The 16251-nt window shown below is 59.9% G+C and carries 14 protein-coding genes; 4 read left to right on the top strand and 10 right to left on the bottom strand.

Annotated features, from left to right (window positions below; all coding sequences use genetic code 11):
- Positions 1–383: 383 nt before the first annotated feature.
- Complete coding sequence (locus BJ917_RS03770) at positions 384–1175, bottom strand: N-acetylmuramidase domain-containing protein (RefSeq protein ID WP_096510821.1); 792 nt, start codon at positions 1173–1175, stop codon at positions 384–386.
- Between the two features lie 164 nt (positions 1176–1339).
- Here BJ917_RS03770 and BJ917_RS03765 point away from each other — a divergent pair, with 164 nt between their 5' ends.
- Together BJ917_RS03765 and BJ917_RS03760 are read left to right on the top strand one after the other, a co-directional pair.
- Positions 1340–2842 carry an aldehyde dehydrogenase family protein gene (locus tag BJ917_RS03765; RefSeq protein ID WP_121101984.1) on the top strand — a complete coding sequence of 501 codons (1503 nt, stop codon included), beginning with the start codon at positions 1340–1342 and terminating at the stop codon, positions 2840–2842.
- A 171-nt stretch (positions 2843–3013) separates the two neighbouring features.
- Positions 3014–3364 (top strand): BON domain-containing protein, encoded by a 351-nt coding sequence (locus BJ917_RS03760; RefSeq protein ID WP_096510825.1) that lies wholly within the window; start codon positions 3014–3016, stop codon positions 3362–3364.
- A gap of 80 nt (positions 3365–3444) precedes the next feature.
- Here the strand turns inward: BJ917_RS03760 and BJ917_RS03755 are convergent, their stop codons facing one another.
- Positions 3445–4104 carry a carbonic anhydrase gene (locus BJ917_RS03755; RefSeq protein WP_096510827.1) on the bottom strand — a complete coding sequence of 220 codons (660 nt, stop codon included), beginning with the start codon at positions 4102–4104 and terminating at the stop codon, positions 3445–3447.
- A 60-nt stretch (positions 4105–4164) separates the two neighbouring features.
- On the bottom strand, positions 4165–4632 hold the full coding sequence (gene cynS / locus BJ917_RS03750) for a cyanase (protein WP_121101980.1): 468 nt from the start codon (positions 4630–4632) through the stop codon (positions 4165–4167).
- A gap of 122 nt (positions 4633–4754) precedes the next feature.
- Between cynS and cynR the strand changes: the two genes are divergently transcribed.
- Positions 4755–5636, top strand: coding sequence for a transcriptional regulator CynR (gene cynR, locus BJ917_RS03745; RefSeq protein WP_096510831.1), 882 nt, complete (start codon positions 4755–4757; stop codon positions 5634–5636).
- A 128-nt stretch (positions 5637–5764) separates the two neighbouring features.
- Here the strand turns inward: cynR and BJ917_RS03740 are convergent, their stop codons facing one another.
- The 5 genes from BJ917_RS03740 to BJ917_RS03715 all read right to left on the bottom strand — a co-directional run bounded on the left by BJ917_RS03740 (position 5765) and on the right by BJ917_RS03715 (position 11943).
- Complete coding sequence (locus BJ917_RS03740; RefSeq protein ID WP_096510833.1) at positions 5765–6094, bottom strand: hypothetical protein; 330 nt, start codon at positions 6092–6094, stop codon at positions 5765–5767.
- Positions 6095–6633: 539 nt separating this feature from the next.
- A complete protein-coding gene (locus tag BJ917_RS03730; RefSeq protein WP_096510837.1) occupies positions 6634–7122 on the bottom strand; it encodes a GNAT family N-acetyltransferase in 489 nt (162 codons plus the stop codon).
- 77 nt (positions 7123–7199) lie between these two features.
- Positions 7200–9149 (bottom strand): DNA topoisomerase III, encoded by a 1950-nt coding sequence (locus tag BJ917_RS03725; protein ID WP_121101977.1) that lies wholly within the window; start codon positions 9147–9149, stop codon positions 7200–7202.
- A 103-nt stretch (positions 9150–9252) separates the two neighbouring features.
- Entirely contained in the window at positions 9253–9675 is a 423-nt protein-coding gene (locus BJ917_RS03720; protein WP_121101973.1) for a hypothetical protein, read from the bottom strand.
- Between the two features lie 18 nt (positions 9676–9693).
- The gene (locus BJ917_RS03715) at positions 9694–11943 is read right to left on the bottom strand and encodes a C1 family peptidase (RefSeq protein WP_121101970.1); all 2250 of its coding nucleotides are present in this window, start codon (positions 11941–11943) and stop codon (positions 9694–9696) included.
- A gap of 297 nt (positions 11944–12240) precedes the next feature.
- Here BJ917_RS03715 and BJ917_RS03710 point away from each other — a divergent pair, with 297 nt between their 5' ends.
- Positions 12241–12609, top strand: coding sequence for a DUF427 domain-containing protein (locus BJ917_RS03710; protein ID WP_121101967.1), 369 nt, complete (start codon positions 12241–12243; stop codon positions 12607–12609).
- A 133-nt stretch (positions 12610–12742) separates the two neighbouring features.
- Here the strand turns inward: BJ917_RS03710 and BJ917_RS03705 are convergent, their stop codons facing one another.
- Both BJ917_RS03705 and BJ917_RS03700 read right to left on the bottom strand, forming a co-directional pair.
- On the bottom strand, positions 12743–14365 hold the full coding sequence (locus BJ917_RS03705) for an MFS transporter (protein WP_121101964.1): 1623 nt from the start codon (positions 14363–14365) through the stop codon (positions 12743–12745).
- Positions 14366–14482: 117 nt separating this feature from the next.
- Positions 14483–16144, bottom strand: a complete 1662-nt coding sequence (locus BJ917_RS03700; RefSeq protein WP_096510846.1) for a GMC family oxidoreductase — start codon at positions 16142–16144, stop codon at positions 14483–14485.
- Positions 16145–16251: the final 107 nt, after the last annotated feature.

Genomic DNA, 16251 nt, shown 5'->3' with positions numbered 1-16251 from the left:
CTGTGGGAGCTGGCTTGCCAGCGAAAGCGGTGTGTCAGGTATCGGCGATGTTGGATGTGCCGGCCCCATCGCTGGCAAGCCAGCTCCCACAGTGATTTGGGGGTGTTCGCCTGGTTTCCTGACCAACCCAGGCCCTGTGGGAGCTGGCTTGCCAGCGAAAGCGGTGTATCAGGTATCGGCGATGTTGGATGTACCGGCCCCATCGCTGGCAAGCCAGCTCCCACAGTGATTTGGGGGTGTTCGCCTGGTTTCCTGACCAACCCAGGCCTTGTGGGAGCTGGCTTGCCAGCGAAAGCGGTGTATCAGGTATCGGCGATGTTGGATGTACCGGCCCCTTCGCGAGCAGGCTCGCTCCTACAGGGGATGTGTGCAGGTATTGCGGGTCAGAGCGGCAACGCCAGGATGTTACTGCGCAAGCGTTCCAGCGTCTGGTCATCCAGCACTGTGGTCAGGTCCAGGCCCTCTTTGGCCTGGAACAGGTTCATCGCGTCCCGGGTCTGTTTGCCGACGATGCCGTCAATCGGGCCGGGGTGCCAGCCCAGGTACGTCAGATAGGCCTGGGCCATGCGGATCCTCAGGTCCGGGGTGCCGCCATAGGAAAACTTTTGGTAGGCGGCACTGAGCCGCAAGTCGTAGTTGTTGATGGCGTAATTGGGGCCGTTGTAGCGTCGGGCGAAATTCGCCCAGTCCTTGGCTCGCAACGCCGCCACCGATCCACTGCCGATCAGTTCGCCGACGGTGCACAGCAATTGCTCGTTTTCGGACATCACCATGCGCTTGACCATTGCCTCCACGTCCGCCGAGCCGGTGGTGGTGTAGTTGAATCCCATGGTCTGCCCCAAGCCCCATGAAGCACTTTGCAGCGCCGCATTGCGGTTCAGGCGGATGGCCTGGTTCAGACGGTCGTACTGATGATCCCCCGTAGCGCCATAGTTACCGGGGGTTTTACTGCTGATATCAGGGTGTTGCGCGTCAAACATCTGGTGGGTCAAGCGGCTGAATACGTGTCGCTCGAAGAGGATTTTCGGACGGCGATCGGAAAAGTATCCGTTGCCGGAGGTTTCTACTGCCAGAACAGCCCACAATTGCGCAGCGCTGACTTTGGCCAGGTCCAATGCATTTTCCAGACCTTCGTCGTCAAGGGCCGCGCCATGGCTTCTGAATTCATCGCTCATGACGGCCTCCTTCGAAAATGGAAACGCGGGTGCACGGTTTAAGCGTAGGTGCGCCGGGGCGGTGCCGGCGCTTTTGCGATCATCGGCGCAGGCCGGTGGCGGGTGACGCTCAGGGACTTTTGCTATACATTTTCCGCCCGCCCATTGCATGGTGATACCGCTTCATGTCTCTTGCGCTCGAACGTCTAGTCGCTGGCACGCCGATCCCTTTCGCCGGTAATCGTGTCACTGTGGTCAGCCCCGAACTGGCGGCACGCTTCCAGCCCGGAGATCACCTGCTGGTGGAGCAGGTCAGCGGCGAATTGCTGTTGATTCCGGTGGCCGACCAGCAGGCGGCGGCGGTCGCGATCGAACGCGCCGAAGCGGCGTTCAGCGCGATGTCGGCGGTGTCGGATCAGGCGATCAGCCACTTCTTCGACCTGTTCGCCCAACGCCTGGAAACCCCGGATTGCTGGGCCTTGATCGAAGCGGCCAACCAGGCCGACATCGAGCGGGCCAAGACCCGTGGCCGTTCGACCACGCGCTTGCTGGCCGATGAGCGCATGCGCCGGGACATGATTGCCGGGCTGCGCGCCTGGCGCGATGCGTCGGCCACTCGCGGCAAAGTGATCAGTTGCGTCGAGCACGATGGCTGGAAAGTCGAGCAAGTGGTATCACCGTTGGGCATCGTTGCATTCGTCTTCGAAGGCCGGCCGAATGTGTTCGCCGATGCCGCCGGCGTGTTGCGCACCGGTAACACGGCGGTGCTGCGCATTGGCAGCGATGCGTTGGGCACGGCTCAGGCGATCGTCACCCATGCGTTGAATCCGGCGCTTGCCGACGCCGGTTTGCCGAGCGGTGCGGTGTCGCTGGTGGAAAGCGTCAATCACGCCGCCGGTTGGGCGATGTTCGCCGACCGGCGCCTGTCGCTGGCCGTGGCCCGTGGTTCGGGGCGTGCCGTCAGCCAGTTGGGCAGCATCGCGCAACAGGCCGGCACCGCCGTCAGCCTGCACGGCACCGGTGGTGCCTGGCTGATCGCCGATACCGATGCCGATGCCACACGCTTCACCTGCGTGGTGCGCAACTCCCTTGACCGCAAGGTCTGCAACACCCTGAACGTCTGCCTGATCCACCGCGACCGCGCCGCAGAGCTGGTGCCACTGTTTCTCGATGCGCTGCAACAGGCCGGCAAGGCCCGGGGCCAGGGCTGCAAACTGCACATCGTCGAAGGCAGCGAAACGTACCTGCCCGCCGATTGGCAAAGCACGACCGTCGAGGTGTACCGCGCCGAAGGCTACCGCACCGAAGCCCTGGCCGAACCGCTGCCGGAAGATCAGTTGGGCCGCGAGTGGGAATGGGAGGAAACCCCGGAAGTCAGCCTGAAAATCGTCGACGACCTGGACAGCGCCATCGCCTTGTTCAATCGCTACAGCCCGCAGTTCACCGTGTCGCTGATCAGTGAAGACGCGGCGGCTCAGGAGCGTTTCTATAACGCGGTCAATGCACCTTTTGTCGGCAACGGCATTACCCGGTGGGTCGACGGCCAGTACGCGCTCAACAAGCCGGAACTGGGCCTGTCGAACTGGGAGAGCGGGCGTTTGTTTGCGCGCAGCGCGATTCTGTCGGGCGACGGTGTGTTCACCATTCGCAGCCGCATGACCCAGACGGATCTATCGGTCAAACGTTGAGTCGGCTCCCCGTCCCCGGGGTGCCGGCCGCACTATACTTAATGAGTGTCTGTATTGCCGTGGCGAGCACTCCAAAACGAATCAGATGTCCCAGACGCTCGCCTGAGAGGCAGAGGGCTGTACAGCAAATGGGAAGGACAGCGCATCTGATGACGTGAAGAGGGTTGCAGCATGAAACTTCATTCGTTTCAACATTACTCTCAGGATCTGGAAAGGGGCGTTCACGACACGTGGATCACCGCCCGGGTGAAGTCAGCCCTGGCAATGGCCGAACCCAGCTTTGGCCTGCAAATCCATGTCAAGACCCATGGGGGCACGGTGGCGTTGAGCGGGCGCGTCAACACCCATAAACAGTGTGAGCAGGCGGTAAGCCTGGCTCGTTCGGTTCAGGGTGTCACCGAAGTCGATGCCCGGGACTTGCTGACTCACGTGTTCACGCCGGGCAGCATTCCAGAACCACCCAACGCTGAAGAGGCCCCTGAAAAACGGTCACAATCGTCAACGAGGATGGACGATAAATAACCCTGTCGATCGTGTCGGTGCAGCGCTCCCGTGAGCCGGGAGCGCTGGGTCGATCGTCTCGCTGTCAGTGGGTTCAAACGTCAGGCTGCTGCTGCGGGTCGTGCTTGAATGGCACAGGTGTCCGGATACTCGGCGAGCGCCACGAAGCGGTGGCTGTTGGCATCCAGGGCATCGACTGAACCGGTCTCGATGTCGTAAACCCAACCATGCAAATTCAACAGGCCTTTCTCCTGAGCCAGGCGTACGCTCGGGTGCGTCTGGATATTGGCCAGTTGCGCGATGACATTCTCCCGGACCATTGAACTCACCTTCGCCGCGTCACTCCCGTGAGGGCGGGATTCGTTGATGACTTTTGCCGACTCGGCGTGTTGCAGCCAGCCGCTGACGGCAGGCAGGTGATCCATGCAGGTGCACTTGGCGACAGCGGTCATCGCGCCGCAGTCCGAATGGCCGCAGATCACGATATCGGTCACTCCCAGCACGGCGACAGCGTACTCGACCGTGGCGGACACACCGCCAGGATGGGGGCTGTAGGAGGGCACGATGTTGCCGGCGTTCCGGATCACGAACAGCTCACCGGGCTCTTGCTGGGTCAGCAGTTCCGGCACGACTCGGCTGTCGGAACAGGTGATGAACAAGGTGCCTGGGTGTTGGGTAGTGGCCAGGTGCTTGAACAGATCGGTACGTTGTGGAAAGGCTTCTTTCTGGAACTTCAGAAAACCTTCGATGAGCGCTTTCATGGATGTGTCCTCATGGATATGCCGGGTTTGGCCCGCACGGCGGTGCGGGCCGCTATCAACTCAGAAAGGACGCAGGGGCAGGAATTTGCCGTCGAGGGTGATCACCGCGCGGGAGCCGCCTTCCGGATCTTCGACTTTCTTCATGTCGAGCTTGAAGTTGATTGCGCTGATGATGCCGTCGCCAAACTGCTCATGGACCAGGGCTTTCAAGGTGGTGCCGTAGATCTGGATCATTTCGTAGAAACGGTAGATGGTCGGGTCGGTCGGGACACCCGAGAGGCTGCCGCGCAGCGGGATGATCTGCAGGCGGGCCACGGTGTCGGCATCCAGGTCGAGTTTTTCGCCGATCACTTTCGCCGCGCTTTGCGGCAGAGGGTGCTGGCCGAGCAGGGCCGCGGTGACGTAAGCCAGGCCCAGGCCAGTGCCTTGCGCCATGTCTTCGAAGGACAGGTTTTTGCGAGCCTTGGCGTCCAGGATTTTGGCAGTCAGTTCGAGGCTGGTGTCGTTGTAAGCGTGGGAGTGTTGCATGGCAGATCTCCTGTTGCAGTGGGTAGCGCTTGGGTGTGGGCTCATCTTCTGCCGATCAACTCATAGCGTCCAAGACCGATATACAATGCAATGTATAAGCACTGCCTATAGATGGAGGTCCCATGTTGCTGCGTCATTTGCGTTACTTGCTGGCCGTCGCCGACAACGGCGGGTTCACCCGCGCCGCCGAAGCCTTGCACGTGTCCCAGCCGACCCTGTCGCAACAGATTCGGCAATTGGAAGAAACCCTCGGTGTCAGTCTGTTCGACCGCACCTCGCGCACGGTCAAGCCGACCGATGCGGGCCAGGCCTACATTGAATGCGCCCGTCGGGTGCTGGTGGAACTGGAGGCGGGCAAGCGTGCGCTGCATGACGTGAAGGACTTGTCCCGTGGCACCTTGCGCCTGGCCATGACCCCGACGTTCATGGCGTATCTGGTGGGGCCGCTGGTGCGCGATTACGCGGCGCGGTACCCGAACATCCACCTGGAGATTTTCGAACTGTCGATGGACGACATCGAGGTCGGGCTGGCGGGTGATTCACTGGATATCGCGATCGCGTTCGATCAGGTGAGAAACGCCGAGATCGAGTCGCTTCCGGCGTTTACCGAGACCCTGGCGCTGATGGTCGGTCGGGCGCATCCGTTGTATGAACGCGAGGAGGCATTGACCAGCGAAGAGGTGGCGCAACTGCAGTTCGCGTTGTTGACCCCGGGTTTCGTCACCCGTACTTGCATTGATGAGTACTTCGCTCAGGCACAGATCACGCCGAAGGTGGCCATCGAGGTCAATTCGGTCAATACATTGCTGGAAGTCATTCGTCACACAGCCATTGCGACGATTCTTCCGGAACCCATCGCCACGGGGGAGCGGGCATTACGCAAGATTCCATTGGTGGGACAGGCGCCCAGGCGTGGGGCGGCACTGCTGCGGCGTAAAAACAACTATCACAGCGCGGCTTCATTGGCGTTTTTGGAATTGGTGTTGGATAACCCGCTCTCATAGACAACACAAAACCTTGTGGGAGCGGGCTGGAGTGATCTGATCATTTGTGTATTAGATTCAATAAAAAAGGCCTGCTCCTATTGGGAACAGGCCCTTTTCATTAATAAGTCAGTAATGACTCATTTCAATTAGTACAACCGGTCAATCACCCGAACTTCATTCTGATTCTGCAACGAGGCCCAAGCCTGTTTCAGCGTTTGTAGAACATTACCAATGAAGTCCTTGTCGGCCGCGGCTTTCTTGCCGACATAGCCCTGGCCGCGACGGTACATCTTCAGTCGGGCCAACAGGTTCTGGTTGTTCTGGTCGAACTCCGCTTCATGGGTGTGGGGCGACAGGCAGTCGATATGAACGCTGCCCGATTTGCTGATCCAAAGAATATGGTTGTCGAGCGTATCTTTTTTCGCCGCGAACAGACGAGCCAGTTCTTCGATAGTCGGTTGATTGTTCAGATTCATCATAAAGCTCCCTTGACCAATTGGTGATCTTTCAAAGTTGATTCGCTAATACAAGTAGCCCATCGGTTAGTTGATCCCTGGCACCGAAACCAGGACGTCAGCAGTCGTCCGCCGATAGAGGCGAGGTCCTGCGTCTGTTGCATGTAGTCGTGTTGAATAACTGCTACGCAATAGCGTCACAACGAAGAGAAGCGGCGAAAACCTTCTGGCCCTGCCGACGTTTTCAAGGTCGGCCACAAGCTTCATGAGGATGGATCGCCAGCGCTTCTCGCCCTTGTACTGGACGTTCAGGCCAGGTCAGCTTCTTCAATCTGCCTTGTGGGCAGCGTGTATCCGGAAAAAACAGCTCGGCGGTCAGACGAGCTTGCTCAAACGTGTTGCCTGTACTCCCGATCGGGGAGACGTCTGCATCATGCAAGGGCAAATCGCAGGCGTCAACGGTTTTGTAGTGATTATTTTTGGTCACTACATATTGTCGGACAAAGCTGTGTGGAATTAGGGAAGGGGGCTAGAAAAGCACCCATCGAGGGGGGTGACGACTACATCGAAAATCGGTAAAGGGTGCAGGGTAGACCCTTGATTGACTGTTGATGCTGGTCAAAACCGTTTGGGCAAAAGTCTGGCATTACCGTGGTCCAGAACGCCCGAGCGCCAAGGTTCGCATCAAGATGTAAAATCTGCCATTGACCGGGGAAGCGACTCAAGAGGGTGGAAACGACAAACCTCGCGACACCCTGGCCACGAAAGCGCCGCGCAATAAACAGGTAGCCGATGTTGTACCGGGCGCCGGGCAGGTGGGTCTCGTTGTCTACCGTTACGAAACCAGCCAGTTCACCGTCGACACGGACCAGGAATGGTCGGGTCGCGGGGTTTCGCCAATAGTCTGGCAGGGGCTGAATATTGAAAAAGCCATGTTCCCCCAGCTTCAGTGGCAGCCACTCGCTGAAGTCATAGGTGTAGAACTGCATCAGGTTTTCGAGGGTTTCCAGTTCGTCGCGCTGGGCGGCGTGCAGTTCGATTGACGACATGGGAGGTGGCTCCTGAGACGCGATACCCCTCAGCCAAGGATAGATCGAACCACAATAACCCTGTGGCCTGATTCGCTTCAGACCTTGCTTGTCGGTTTCGCCGTTCGTTTGCTACCGGTTGACGTTTTGCGTTTCGCCGGTTTGCGCTTGTTTTTCCACGGTGTGGCGCCACGCCCGGCAGGGCTGGCCGGGCCGCTGATGGTCAGGCTCAGGCCGGCGCAACGGCTGACCTGCTTGCTCATCCAGGCGGCCTGTTTGGTCACGAATTCTTCGAGGCTCATTTCTCCGCTTTGCACCATGTCCAGTGCCTGCTCCCAGATTGCGGTGGTACCCGGATCGGCAATCGCCCGCGGCACGGCATCGATCAGGCTGAACGCGGCCGGGGTTGCAGACAGTGCCTTGCCGTTCTTGACCAGATAACCGCGATCGAGCAGGCCCTGGATGATCGAGGCGCGGGTCGCTTCGGTGCCGATACCGGTGGTGTCCTTGAGCTTCTGCTTGAGCAGCGGATCTTCCACCAGCTTGGCCACGTTTTTCATGGCCTTGATCAAATCACCCTCGGTGAACGGCTTGGGTGGTTGAGTCCACAAGTCCTTGAGTTGCACGGCCGCTACCGCGCAGTCAATTCCCTCCCTGAGGTTCGGCAAGGTTTGCGGTGCCGGTGCCTCACGTCCTTTGGCCGGGGCAAGGGCTTCGGGCAAGGCCCGTTTCCAGCCGGCTTCGACGATCTGCTTGCCGACCGCGCGCAAGGCTTCACCGGCGCAGTCGAAGTCGGCCTGGGTGCGGTCGTATTCATGATTGGGCAGGAACTGCGCCAGATACCGTGCGCGGATCAGGGTGTAGACCGCGCGCTGCTTGCCCACCAGACGATCGAGGTTTTTCGCGGCAGCGGTGGGAATGATGCCATGGTGCGCGCTGACCTTGGCATCGTTCCAGGCCCGTGAGCGGCGTAGCGGTTCGAGATGACCGTGCAAGGCGTCCAGCGCCGGATCGGCCTGGCGCAATGCCGCCAGAATGCCCGGCGCTTCGCTGTGCTGGCTCAACGGCAGGTAGCCACAGTCGCTGCGCGGGTAGGTGATGACTTTATGGGTTTCGTAGAGCGCCTGGGCAATATCGAGGGTTTCCTGGGCGCCGAGCCCGAGTTTCTTTGAACAGACTTCCTGCAGCGTGCCCAGGTCGAACGGCAGCGGGGCCACTTCGCGCATCCGCTCGGTGCGCAGTTTGATGACCCTGGCGCTCGCAGCGCCCGTCATCGCCGCGGCTGCCTGCCGGGCCAATGCCTGATTCAGGCAGCGATCCTGATCGTCGCAGGCATCGGAGGTCGCCCGCCATTGGGCGGTGAAGGTGGTGCCGTCATGCAGCAGTTGCACGTCGATGGCCCAGTAGGCGACCGGTACGAAATCGGCAATGCTGCGGTCGCGGTCTACCACCAGGCGCAGGGTCGGCGTTTGCACCCGGCCGACCGGCAATACGCCTTGATAGCCTGACTGGCGCCCCAGCAGGGTGAACAGCCGGCTCATGTTCATCCCGATCAGCCAGTCGGCCCGGCTGCGCCCCAATGCGGAATGGTAAAGGCTGAAGGTCTCGGCCCCCGGCTTGAGCGCGGCCAGGGCCTTGCGGATCGAGGCATCGTCCAGTGCCGACAGCCACAGGCGGCGGATCGGACCGCGATAACGGCAATGCTCCACCAGTTCCCGGGCGATCATTTCACCTTCGCGGTCGGCGTCGGTGGCAATGATCAGTTCGCTGGCCTCGCCGAGCAGGCGCTTGACGGCCTTGTACTGGCTGGCGGTGCGGGGTTTGACGGTCATTTTCCATTTGTCCGGAATGATCGGCAGGTCGGCCAGTACCCAGCGTTTATAACGTGCGTCATAGGCATCCGGCGGCGCGGTTTCCAGCAGATGGCCGATACACCAGGTCACCGTGACGTCCGTTCCCAGCCAGCAGCCATCGCCGCGACGTTTGGCGCCGAGCACGGCCGCAATGTCTTTGGCCTGGGAAGGTTTTTCACAGAGGTACAGCCGCATAACCACCATCGTCGATCAGTGTCCGGGAGGTGCACAGAATGGCCGGAGATGAGCGTGGGGGCAATCTTTATCTGTATGAATATACAGTTGCTGCGTTGCCATTTCAGGTGGTCCATACCTCCAGTGTGATGGCACCTCGGTTGTTGAAGTACATCAACCTCGCGTCGTTGGCGAAGCAGAACAGTCGACCAGACGCCGGCGCAATCCAGCCCGTCGGCCAACGGCGACCGTCACCGATGGCAAAAAAACTGGCGGGATCCTTGTTGATCGTTCCCACGAGCGTAAACCAGGTGGCGTCCGCCTCCTTGCAGCGGATAAAGCGCTCGAAAAGCCGCAGGTTTGCCATGGGTGATCCGTTGGGATCATGGACCTGTGTCCAGTCGGTCCACGATCCCGATGCGCGGAAGAAATAGCGCTCGGCGGCAGTTAACTCCACCGATGTCTTGAACCAGGGGTCGCACGCCTGGATGTCCCCGCGATAAAGCAGCGTGCGAGCGCCTGGCGGTGCGATGGGCGAGTCCGGCATGTCATTCTCCTGGATCCGTCAGTAGTTGAGATTGACCACCGGCTGCTTCAGCTTCGTACCAGGCACTTGCCGGAGAATAGTCAGCAATGCCGTGGTAATGACGTTTACGTCATTGTCGAACCCACCATGGGAGGTGTCCGCTTTGGTGCCCGCACCATAGTTCATTTTCTGGTCGTTGAAGATATGCAGGGTATTGGCGAACTCGTCGGCAAGCCCGTTGCCCGTCGCGGCAAAACCTGACGGAATGTCTTTTGCCGGTTTCCCGTCCTTGCCCCAGTAGAAACTGTTCCACTGTTCGGTCATGTTCCTGGCGGCAATGTTCCACTCCGCCAGGGCGGGATCGGCGAAATTCTGGAAATCCTTGTCCAGGCTCTTGGCCATGCCCAGCAGCGGCATGCGATGCAGTTCTTCATAGGCCCGGGACACGAGGTACAGCAGTGACTTGTGGTACACGCCGACGACGTTGTCACTTTGTTCACGGTTATCGGACATCATGTGGATATGGAAATCCTTGCGCTTGAGGCCACCGGTCTCGATGACTTTACGGAAGGTCTGGTTGGCGAAGTCGAGGGTGCAGGCGGGGGCCAGCAGCGTCGACGTTTCAACGGGCAAACCTCTGGCCCACAACAATTGAATCAGGCGTCCATTGATCAAGGAGCCCGCGGAATGTCCGATCAGGTGTAGCTCTACGTTCTTTTGGCCCATGTCACCGATCAGCTTTTTCAGCCAGTCGGCCATTTCCACCAGGCCCCGGGGAGTCAAGCCTGCCACGGCGGCCGCATCGGCATTCTGCTTCATCTGACTCCACTGATCGCCCCCGAGCTTTTTGGTGGCCAGTTCTACCGTGCGATCCAGGCTTTCCAGGGCTTTGTCCTTGATGACTTTCAACACATCGCTGAATCCGCCAGCTTCGGGAAACAGTCCGGGCATCGTGTCATGGACGATGTCGATCAGCGTCTCGAGCACACCGGTGCGCCAAGTGATGAACAAGGGATAAATGCCGTTTTCGAGGAAGTAGGGCGCCATCGCACAAATCCGGTTGATGGAGTCCTGCTCGGAGTTGAGCCCGCCGTGGGTGAAAACTGCGATACGCAGGACGGAGGGTTTGTCCGCCGCGGGCAGTTTGTCGTACCAGGCGCGAGGTGATTCGTAGACGATTCGCCTGACGCCGGCGCTGACGTTTTCCACGTCGGTAAGACGCGGGCCGATGCTGCCATTGTTTTCCATCACGATGGTCAAGCCGTAGGCCTGATCGACGGTTAACAATGCAGGTCCTTTGCGGTCGGCGTCACGATTGCTGGCGGTAAACAGCGAGAAACCTTCGCGCTTGGCGCTGGTACTTGAAAGGGCGCTGCGAAACGCCGATTGCACATCGGCCCTGGAGCGCGAAGGGCGCGCATTGCGCGATATCGCGCCGTGTTCGATCGGCACGCCGAGGGCGACGGTCCACGCGTCGGTGCCGTTGGCGAGCCAGTCTTCGAAGGTCAGGATGGCGAAGCCTGCGAATCCCCAGTCGGTCGACCAGGAGTTCTGCACGATGAACCCTTGGTGGGTGTAGCCGATCAATGCAAAGGCGTGTCCGCCCTCAGCCTTTGAGGGCCATTGAATGACCGGAAGTTGAGACATGTCCTGGAACTGCACCACCGGTTTTTTTTTGCTTTGAGGCTGCATCAATGCCCAACCCTGATGCACATTGGCCGAAACGTAAATCGCGTTGGCTTCATGCAACGCCGCCATCATGGCGGTGATGTCATCTTTCTCGACGCGGTAGTAAACCCCTAGCGGGCGGGTCACGGCGTCGGCTGCCCACCTCGGGTCCGGCGCTTCAAATGCCGGAACCGAGCCGTCGGCCTTTACGGTATAGGGCCACAGTTCCTCGGCGCAAACGCCATGCTTATGCCATCCCTTCAAGGCTCCGCGACAACTGGAACCCGTGTAGTCTTCGCCCGGCCATTCGTCATACAGCTTGGCCAGGTGATAGAGCTGGCGCGGACTGGTCTTGGGGGACGCACGGTCGTTTCTCCACAATAAATAGTTCACCACGGCTGCCAGTCCGAAGCCGGTGCACGCGCCTTCGTTGCCTTGATTGAGTACCAGGCCCCGGCCCAGATAATCCGAAAATTGGCTGACAATGTCGTTTTGCGCAGGCCAGGTTGCCGGCAGTGATTGGACCCGAGGCGTAAACATGCGATCGCGCAGGTCCAGGCGGTCCGGCCGGGCGTCCAGGGTGATGATTTTCTGATTGAGAGAAAAGGTTGTGGCAGGCATGTGGGGATCCTCAGCGACTGAGATTCGCAACCCCACGCCACGACTGCGTACCTGCGCAGTAGGGATGTAAACGGTTTATAAATCGTAGACGAAATTCCCCCGGGGCCAGGATTCAAGCGTTCAATCCCGCGCAAAGTCCCGTTCGGCTGCGAAGCCGTTGTGAATGCGAAACTTGGGTTATACCTGATACATCGTGGTCTCAGGTTTTGGGGCTGCTGCGCAGCCCATCGCTGTAGGAGCGAGCTTGCTCGCGATGAACGATAACGCGGTCAATCATCGTCATGAGGAACGTATTCCATGAAAAGCACCGGTCCTAGTCCTGTCATCACCATTGCCGAGCAGCCCGGCTGCCTGTTGGTGAAATTTCACGGTATCCAGGTGGCCGCGTCTTCGCGGGCACTGGTGCTGCTGGAGGCCAATTACCCGCCGGTGTATTACGTACCGCGAGAAGACATCGACGAAAAGTATTACGCCCGGACCGATCACACCAGTTATTGCCCCTACAAGGGCGATGCCAGCTACTTCAGTCTGCAGGTTCCCGGGCATGAAGGCGCCAATGCGGTGTGGAGCTACGAGAATCCCAAGGTGTCTGTCTCGCAGATTCGCGAATACATGGCGTTTTATCCGGATCAGGTGAAGTTCGAGATCGTCGAACTCGAGGAGTGATTCACAAACCACTGTGGGAGCGCGCCGGCTCCGGGCGGCGTTCCGACGAAAGCGGTGTATCAGGCGACATCAACGTCGACTGACACGGCCTATTCGCGAGCAGGCTCGCTCCCACAGTTTTTTCCAGCTCGCCTCAGTTTTTGTCCAGATCCACGTTCCGCGTCTCACGCAGGCAAATCATCCCCACCACCAGGCTCACCCCGGTAATCAGCACCGGGTACCACAGCCCGTAGAAAATATCCCCGGTGTACACCACCAGCGCGAAGGACACCGTCGGCAGGAAGCCGCCGAACCAGCCGTTGCCGATGTGGTAGGGCAGGGACATCGAGGTGTAGCGAATGCGGGTCGGGAACAGTTCGACCATCAACGCCGCCAACGGGCCGTAGCACATGGCGGAGATGATGATCAACGCGACGATCAGTGCCACGATCATCGGTTTGTTGATCTGCTGCATGTCGGCCTTTTGCGGGTAGCCGGCGAGGGTCACCGCACCGCGTAGGGCAGCCTCGTCGAAACCGTCGATCTTCACGTCGCCGACACTCACCTGCACGCCGCTGCCAGCCGGGGCGGCGGCGCTGTTGTACGGCAGACCCTGCTTGACCAGGAAGGTCTTGACCTTGTCGCAGGGGCTATCAAATTTCGCCTTGCCCACCGGGTCGAACTGGAAGGTGCAAGTGGCCGGGTCGGCCAGCACGGTGATCGACGCCTGACGGCTGGCCTGGTCGATGGCCGGGTTGGCGTAGTGGGCCAGGGTCTTGAAGATCGGGAAGTACAGGGCAGTGGCCAGCAACAGGCCGAGCATCAGCACCGGCTTGCGCCCGACCTTGTCCGACAGCCAGCCGAAGAAAATGAAGAACGGCGCGCCGATGGTCACGCTGACGATCAGCAGGCCGTTGGCCACGGCCGGGTCCATTTTCAGGAACTGGGTGAGGAAGAACAGCACGTAGAACTGCGCCGCGTAGAAGGTTACGGCCTGCCCGGCGTTGATGCTGAACAGGGCGATCAACACGACCTTGAGGTTTTCCCATTTGCCGAAGGAATCGCGGATGGGCGACTTGCAGAGTTTGCCTTCCTCTTTCATTTTCACGAAGGCCGGCGACTCATGCAGGCTCAGGCGAATCCAGGTCGAAATGCCCAGCAGGATGATCGAAAAAAGGAACGGAATGCGCCAGCCCCAGACCTCGAACTGGTCGCCGGTGAAGTAGCGGCAGCCGAGCACCACCAGCAGCGACAGCAACAGGCCGAGGGTGGCGGTGGATTGAATCCAGCTGGTGTGGAAGCCACGTTTGCCGATGGGCGCGTGTTCCGCGACATAGGTCGCGGCACCACCGTACTCGCCGCCCAGGGCCAGGCCCTGAAGCATACGCAGCGCCACGAGGATGATCGGCGCGGCGATGCCGATGCTGGCGTAGTTCGGTAACAGGCCGACGCAAAAGGTCGCCAGGCCCATGAGGATGATGGTGGCGAGGAAGGTGTACTTGCGTCCGATCATGTCCCCCAACCGGCCGAACACCAGGGCGCCGAACGGCCTGACAATGAAGCCGGCGGCGAAGGCCATCAGGGCAAAGATGAAGGCCGTGGTGTCGTTGACCCCGGCGAAGAACTGCTTGCTGATGACCGCCGCGAGGGCGCCATAGAGGAAAAAGTCATACCACTCGAAGACCGTGCCGAGTGACGAGGCGAAGATGACTTTCTGGGTTTCCTGACTGGTGCCCGCGCTACGCAAGGCTTCCAGGGGCTGAACATGTTCTGACATATCGGTATCCCTCACAGTGATTGTTTTTGTTGTTCCACTGGTGTTGCGTGTCCGTGAATCAGATGTAAATCCCTTGTGGGAGCGAGCCTGCTCGCGAATGCGGTGGGTCAGCCACCATCAATGTTGAAGATCCGCCGCCTTCGCGAGCAGGCTCGCTCCCACTGGGGGAGTGTCTACAGCAAGATTTAGAATCAGTTGCGCAGCCTTCTCCGCGATCATCAGCGTAGGCGAACAGGTATTGCCCGAGGTGATGCGCGGCATGATCGAGGCGTCGGCAATGCGCAAGCCAGGGATGCCGTGGACGCGCAATTGGGCATCGACCACCGCGTCCGCATCGTTGCCCATGCGGCAGGTGCCGACCGGATGGAAAATCGTGGTGCCGATCCGCGCGGCGGCTTCGTGCAGTTGTTCTTCGCTTTGCAGGCTGTCGCCGGGCAGGTATTCGACGGGCTTGAACGCTTGCAGGGCCGGCGCGGCAACGATGCGCCGGGTCAGGCGAATGGCGTCGGCGGCAACGCGCAAGTCTTCCGGATGGCTCAGATAGTTGGGCTGGATCAACGGTGCTTCTTGTGGATTCACGGAACGGATTTCCACCTTGCCTCGACTTTGCGGGCGCAAGTCGCAGACCGATGCCGTGAACGCCGGAAAGGCATGCAGCGGTTCGCCGAAGCGCTCCAGGGACAACGGTTGCACGTGGTACTCAAGATTGGCCGAAGCCTGCTCCGGCCCCGAGCGGGCGAAGGCGCCCAGTTGGCTTGGCGCCATGGACAGCGGGCCGCTGCGGTCGTACAGATAACGCAGGCCCATGCCCATCTTGCCCCACAGGCTGCCGGCGATCTGATTGAGCGTGCGGGCATTTTCCAGTTTGTAGATCAGCCGCAATTGCAGGTGATCCTGCAGATTGCCGCCCACGCCAGACAGTTCATGAATGACGCCGATACCCAGGCGTTGCAACAACGGGCGAGGGCCGATCCCTGATCGTTGCAGGATGCTCGGCGAACCGACGGAGCCAGCGCACAGGATGATTTCCTTGCGCGCCTTGAAGGTTTTCGCCTGACCCTGCCAGCGGACGCTGACCGCCGAGGCCCGGGCGTTTTCCAGTAGCACGCGGTCGACCTCGACCCCGGTCAGCACGGTCAGATTCGGACGGTGGCGGATCGGCTTGAGAAACGCCTTGGCCGCGTTCCAGCGGATACCGGCCTTCTGGTTGACCTGAAAGTAGCCACAACCTTCGTTATCGCCCTGGTTGAAGTCATCGATGCTGGCAATGCCGCTTTGCTCGGCAGCACTGCGGAAGGCATCGAGAATCGGCCACGACAGGCGCTGGCGTTCCACTCGCCATTGGCCGTCGGCACCATGAAACTCGGACGCCCCGGCAAAGTGATTTTCGCTTTTCTTGAACAACGGCAGCACGTCCTGCCAGCTCCAGCCGGGATTGCCATCGGCGGCCCAGCGGTCGTAATCGCCGGCCTGGCCGCGCATGTAGATCATGCCGTTGATCGACGAGCAGCCACCCAGCACTTTGCCGCGCGGATAACTCAAGGTACGGCCTTGCAGGCCGGGTTGCGCTTCGGTCTTGAAGCACCAGTCGGTGCGCGGGTTGCCGATGCAAAACAGATAACCCACGGGGATGTGAATCCACGCATAGTTATCGCGGCCACCGGCTTCGAGCAGCAGCACCCGATGTTGAGGCTCGGCCGACAGTCGATTGGCCAGCAAACAACCGGCCGGCCCGGCGCCGACCACGATGTAGTCGTATTCATCAAGGGCGGTTTGCATCCCTGACCTCGTGTTGTTGTTCTTGTTGTGTTCCATCCTAGTTGTTAGCTTTCGTTTAAAGAATGTTAGTTTTTACCCAGCTGCTGTGCGTTTTTAAACAGCGTCTT

This window comes from Pseudomonas sp. WPR_5_2 (assembly GCF_003634475.1).
Lineage (GTDB): Bacteria > Pseudomonadota > Gammaproteobacteria > Pseudomonadales > Pseudomonadaceae > Aquipseudomonas > Aquipseudomonas izuensis.
Note: the sequence above shows the minus strand (reverse complement) of the source record. Positions and strands in the feature narration are given on the sequence as shown.

Excerpts from the sequence above, each read along its gene's own strand:
- BJ917_RS03770 (WP_096510821.1), bottom strand. The coding sequence starts at position 1,175 with ATGAGCGATGAATTCAGAAGCCATGGCGCGGCCCTTGACGACGAAGGT.
- BJ917_RS03765 (WP_121101984.1), top strand. The coding sequence starts at position 1,340 with ATGTCTCTTGCGCTCGAACGTCTAGTCGCTGGCACGCCGATCCCTTTC.
- BJ917_RS03760 (WP_096510825.1), top strand. The coding sequence starts at position 3,014 with ATGAAACTTCATTCGTTTCAACATTACTCTCAGGATCTGGAAAGGGGC.
- BJ917_RS03755 (WP_096510827.1), bottom strand. The coding sequence starts at position 4,104 with ATGAAAGCGCTCATCGAAGGTTTTCTGAAGTTCCAGAAAGAAGCCTTT.
- cynS (WP_121101980.1), bottom strand. The coding sequence starts at position 4,632 with ATGCAACACTCCCACGCTTACAACGACACCAGCCTCGAACTGACTGCC.
- cynR (WP_096510831.1), top strand. The coding sequence starts at position 4,755 with ATGTTGCTGCGTCATTTGCGTTACTTGCTGGCCGTCGCCGACAACGGC.
- BJ917_RS03740 (WP_096510833.1), bottom strand. The coding sequence starts at position 6,094 with ATGAATCTGAACAATCAACCGACTATCGAAGAACTGGCTCGTCTGTTC.
- BJ917_RS03730 (WP_096510837.1), bottom strand. The coding sequence starts at position 7,122 with ATGTCGTCAATCGAACTGCACGCCGCCCAGCGCGACGAACTGGAAACC.
- BJ917_RS03725 (WP_121101977.1), bottom strand. The coding sequence starts at position 9,149 with ATGCGGCTGTACCTCTGTGAAAAACCTTCCCAGGCCAAAGACATTGCG.
- BJ917_RS03720 (WP_121101973.1), bottom strand. The coding sequence starts at position 9,675 with ATGCCGGACTCGCCCATCGCACCGCCAGGCGCTCGCACGCTGCTTTAT.
- BJ917_RS03715 (WP_121101970.1), bottom strand. The coding sequence starts at position 11,943 with ATGCCTGCCACAACCTTTTCTCTCAATCAGAAAATCATCACCCTGGAC.
- BJ917_RS03710 (WP_121101967.1), top strand. The coding sequence starts at position 12,241 with ATGAAAAGCACCGGTCCTAGTCCTGTCATCACCATTGCCGAGCAGCCC.
- BJ917_RS03705 (WP_121101964.1), bottom strand. The coding sequence starts at position 14,365 with ATGTCAGAACATGTTCAGCCCCTGGAAGCCTTGCGTAGCGCGGGCACC.
- BJ917_RS03700 (WP_096510846.1), bottom strand. The coding sequence starts at position 16,144 with ATGCAAACCGCCCTTGATGAATACGACTACATCGTGGTCGGCGCCGGG.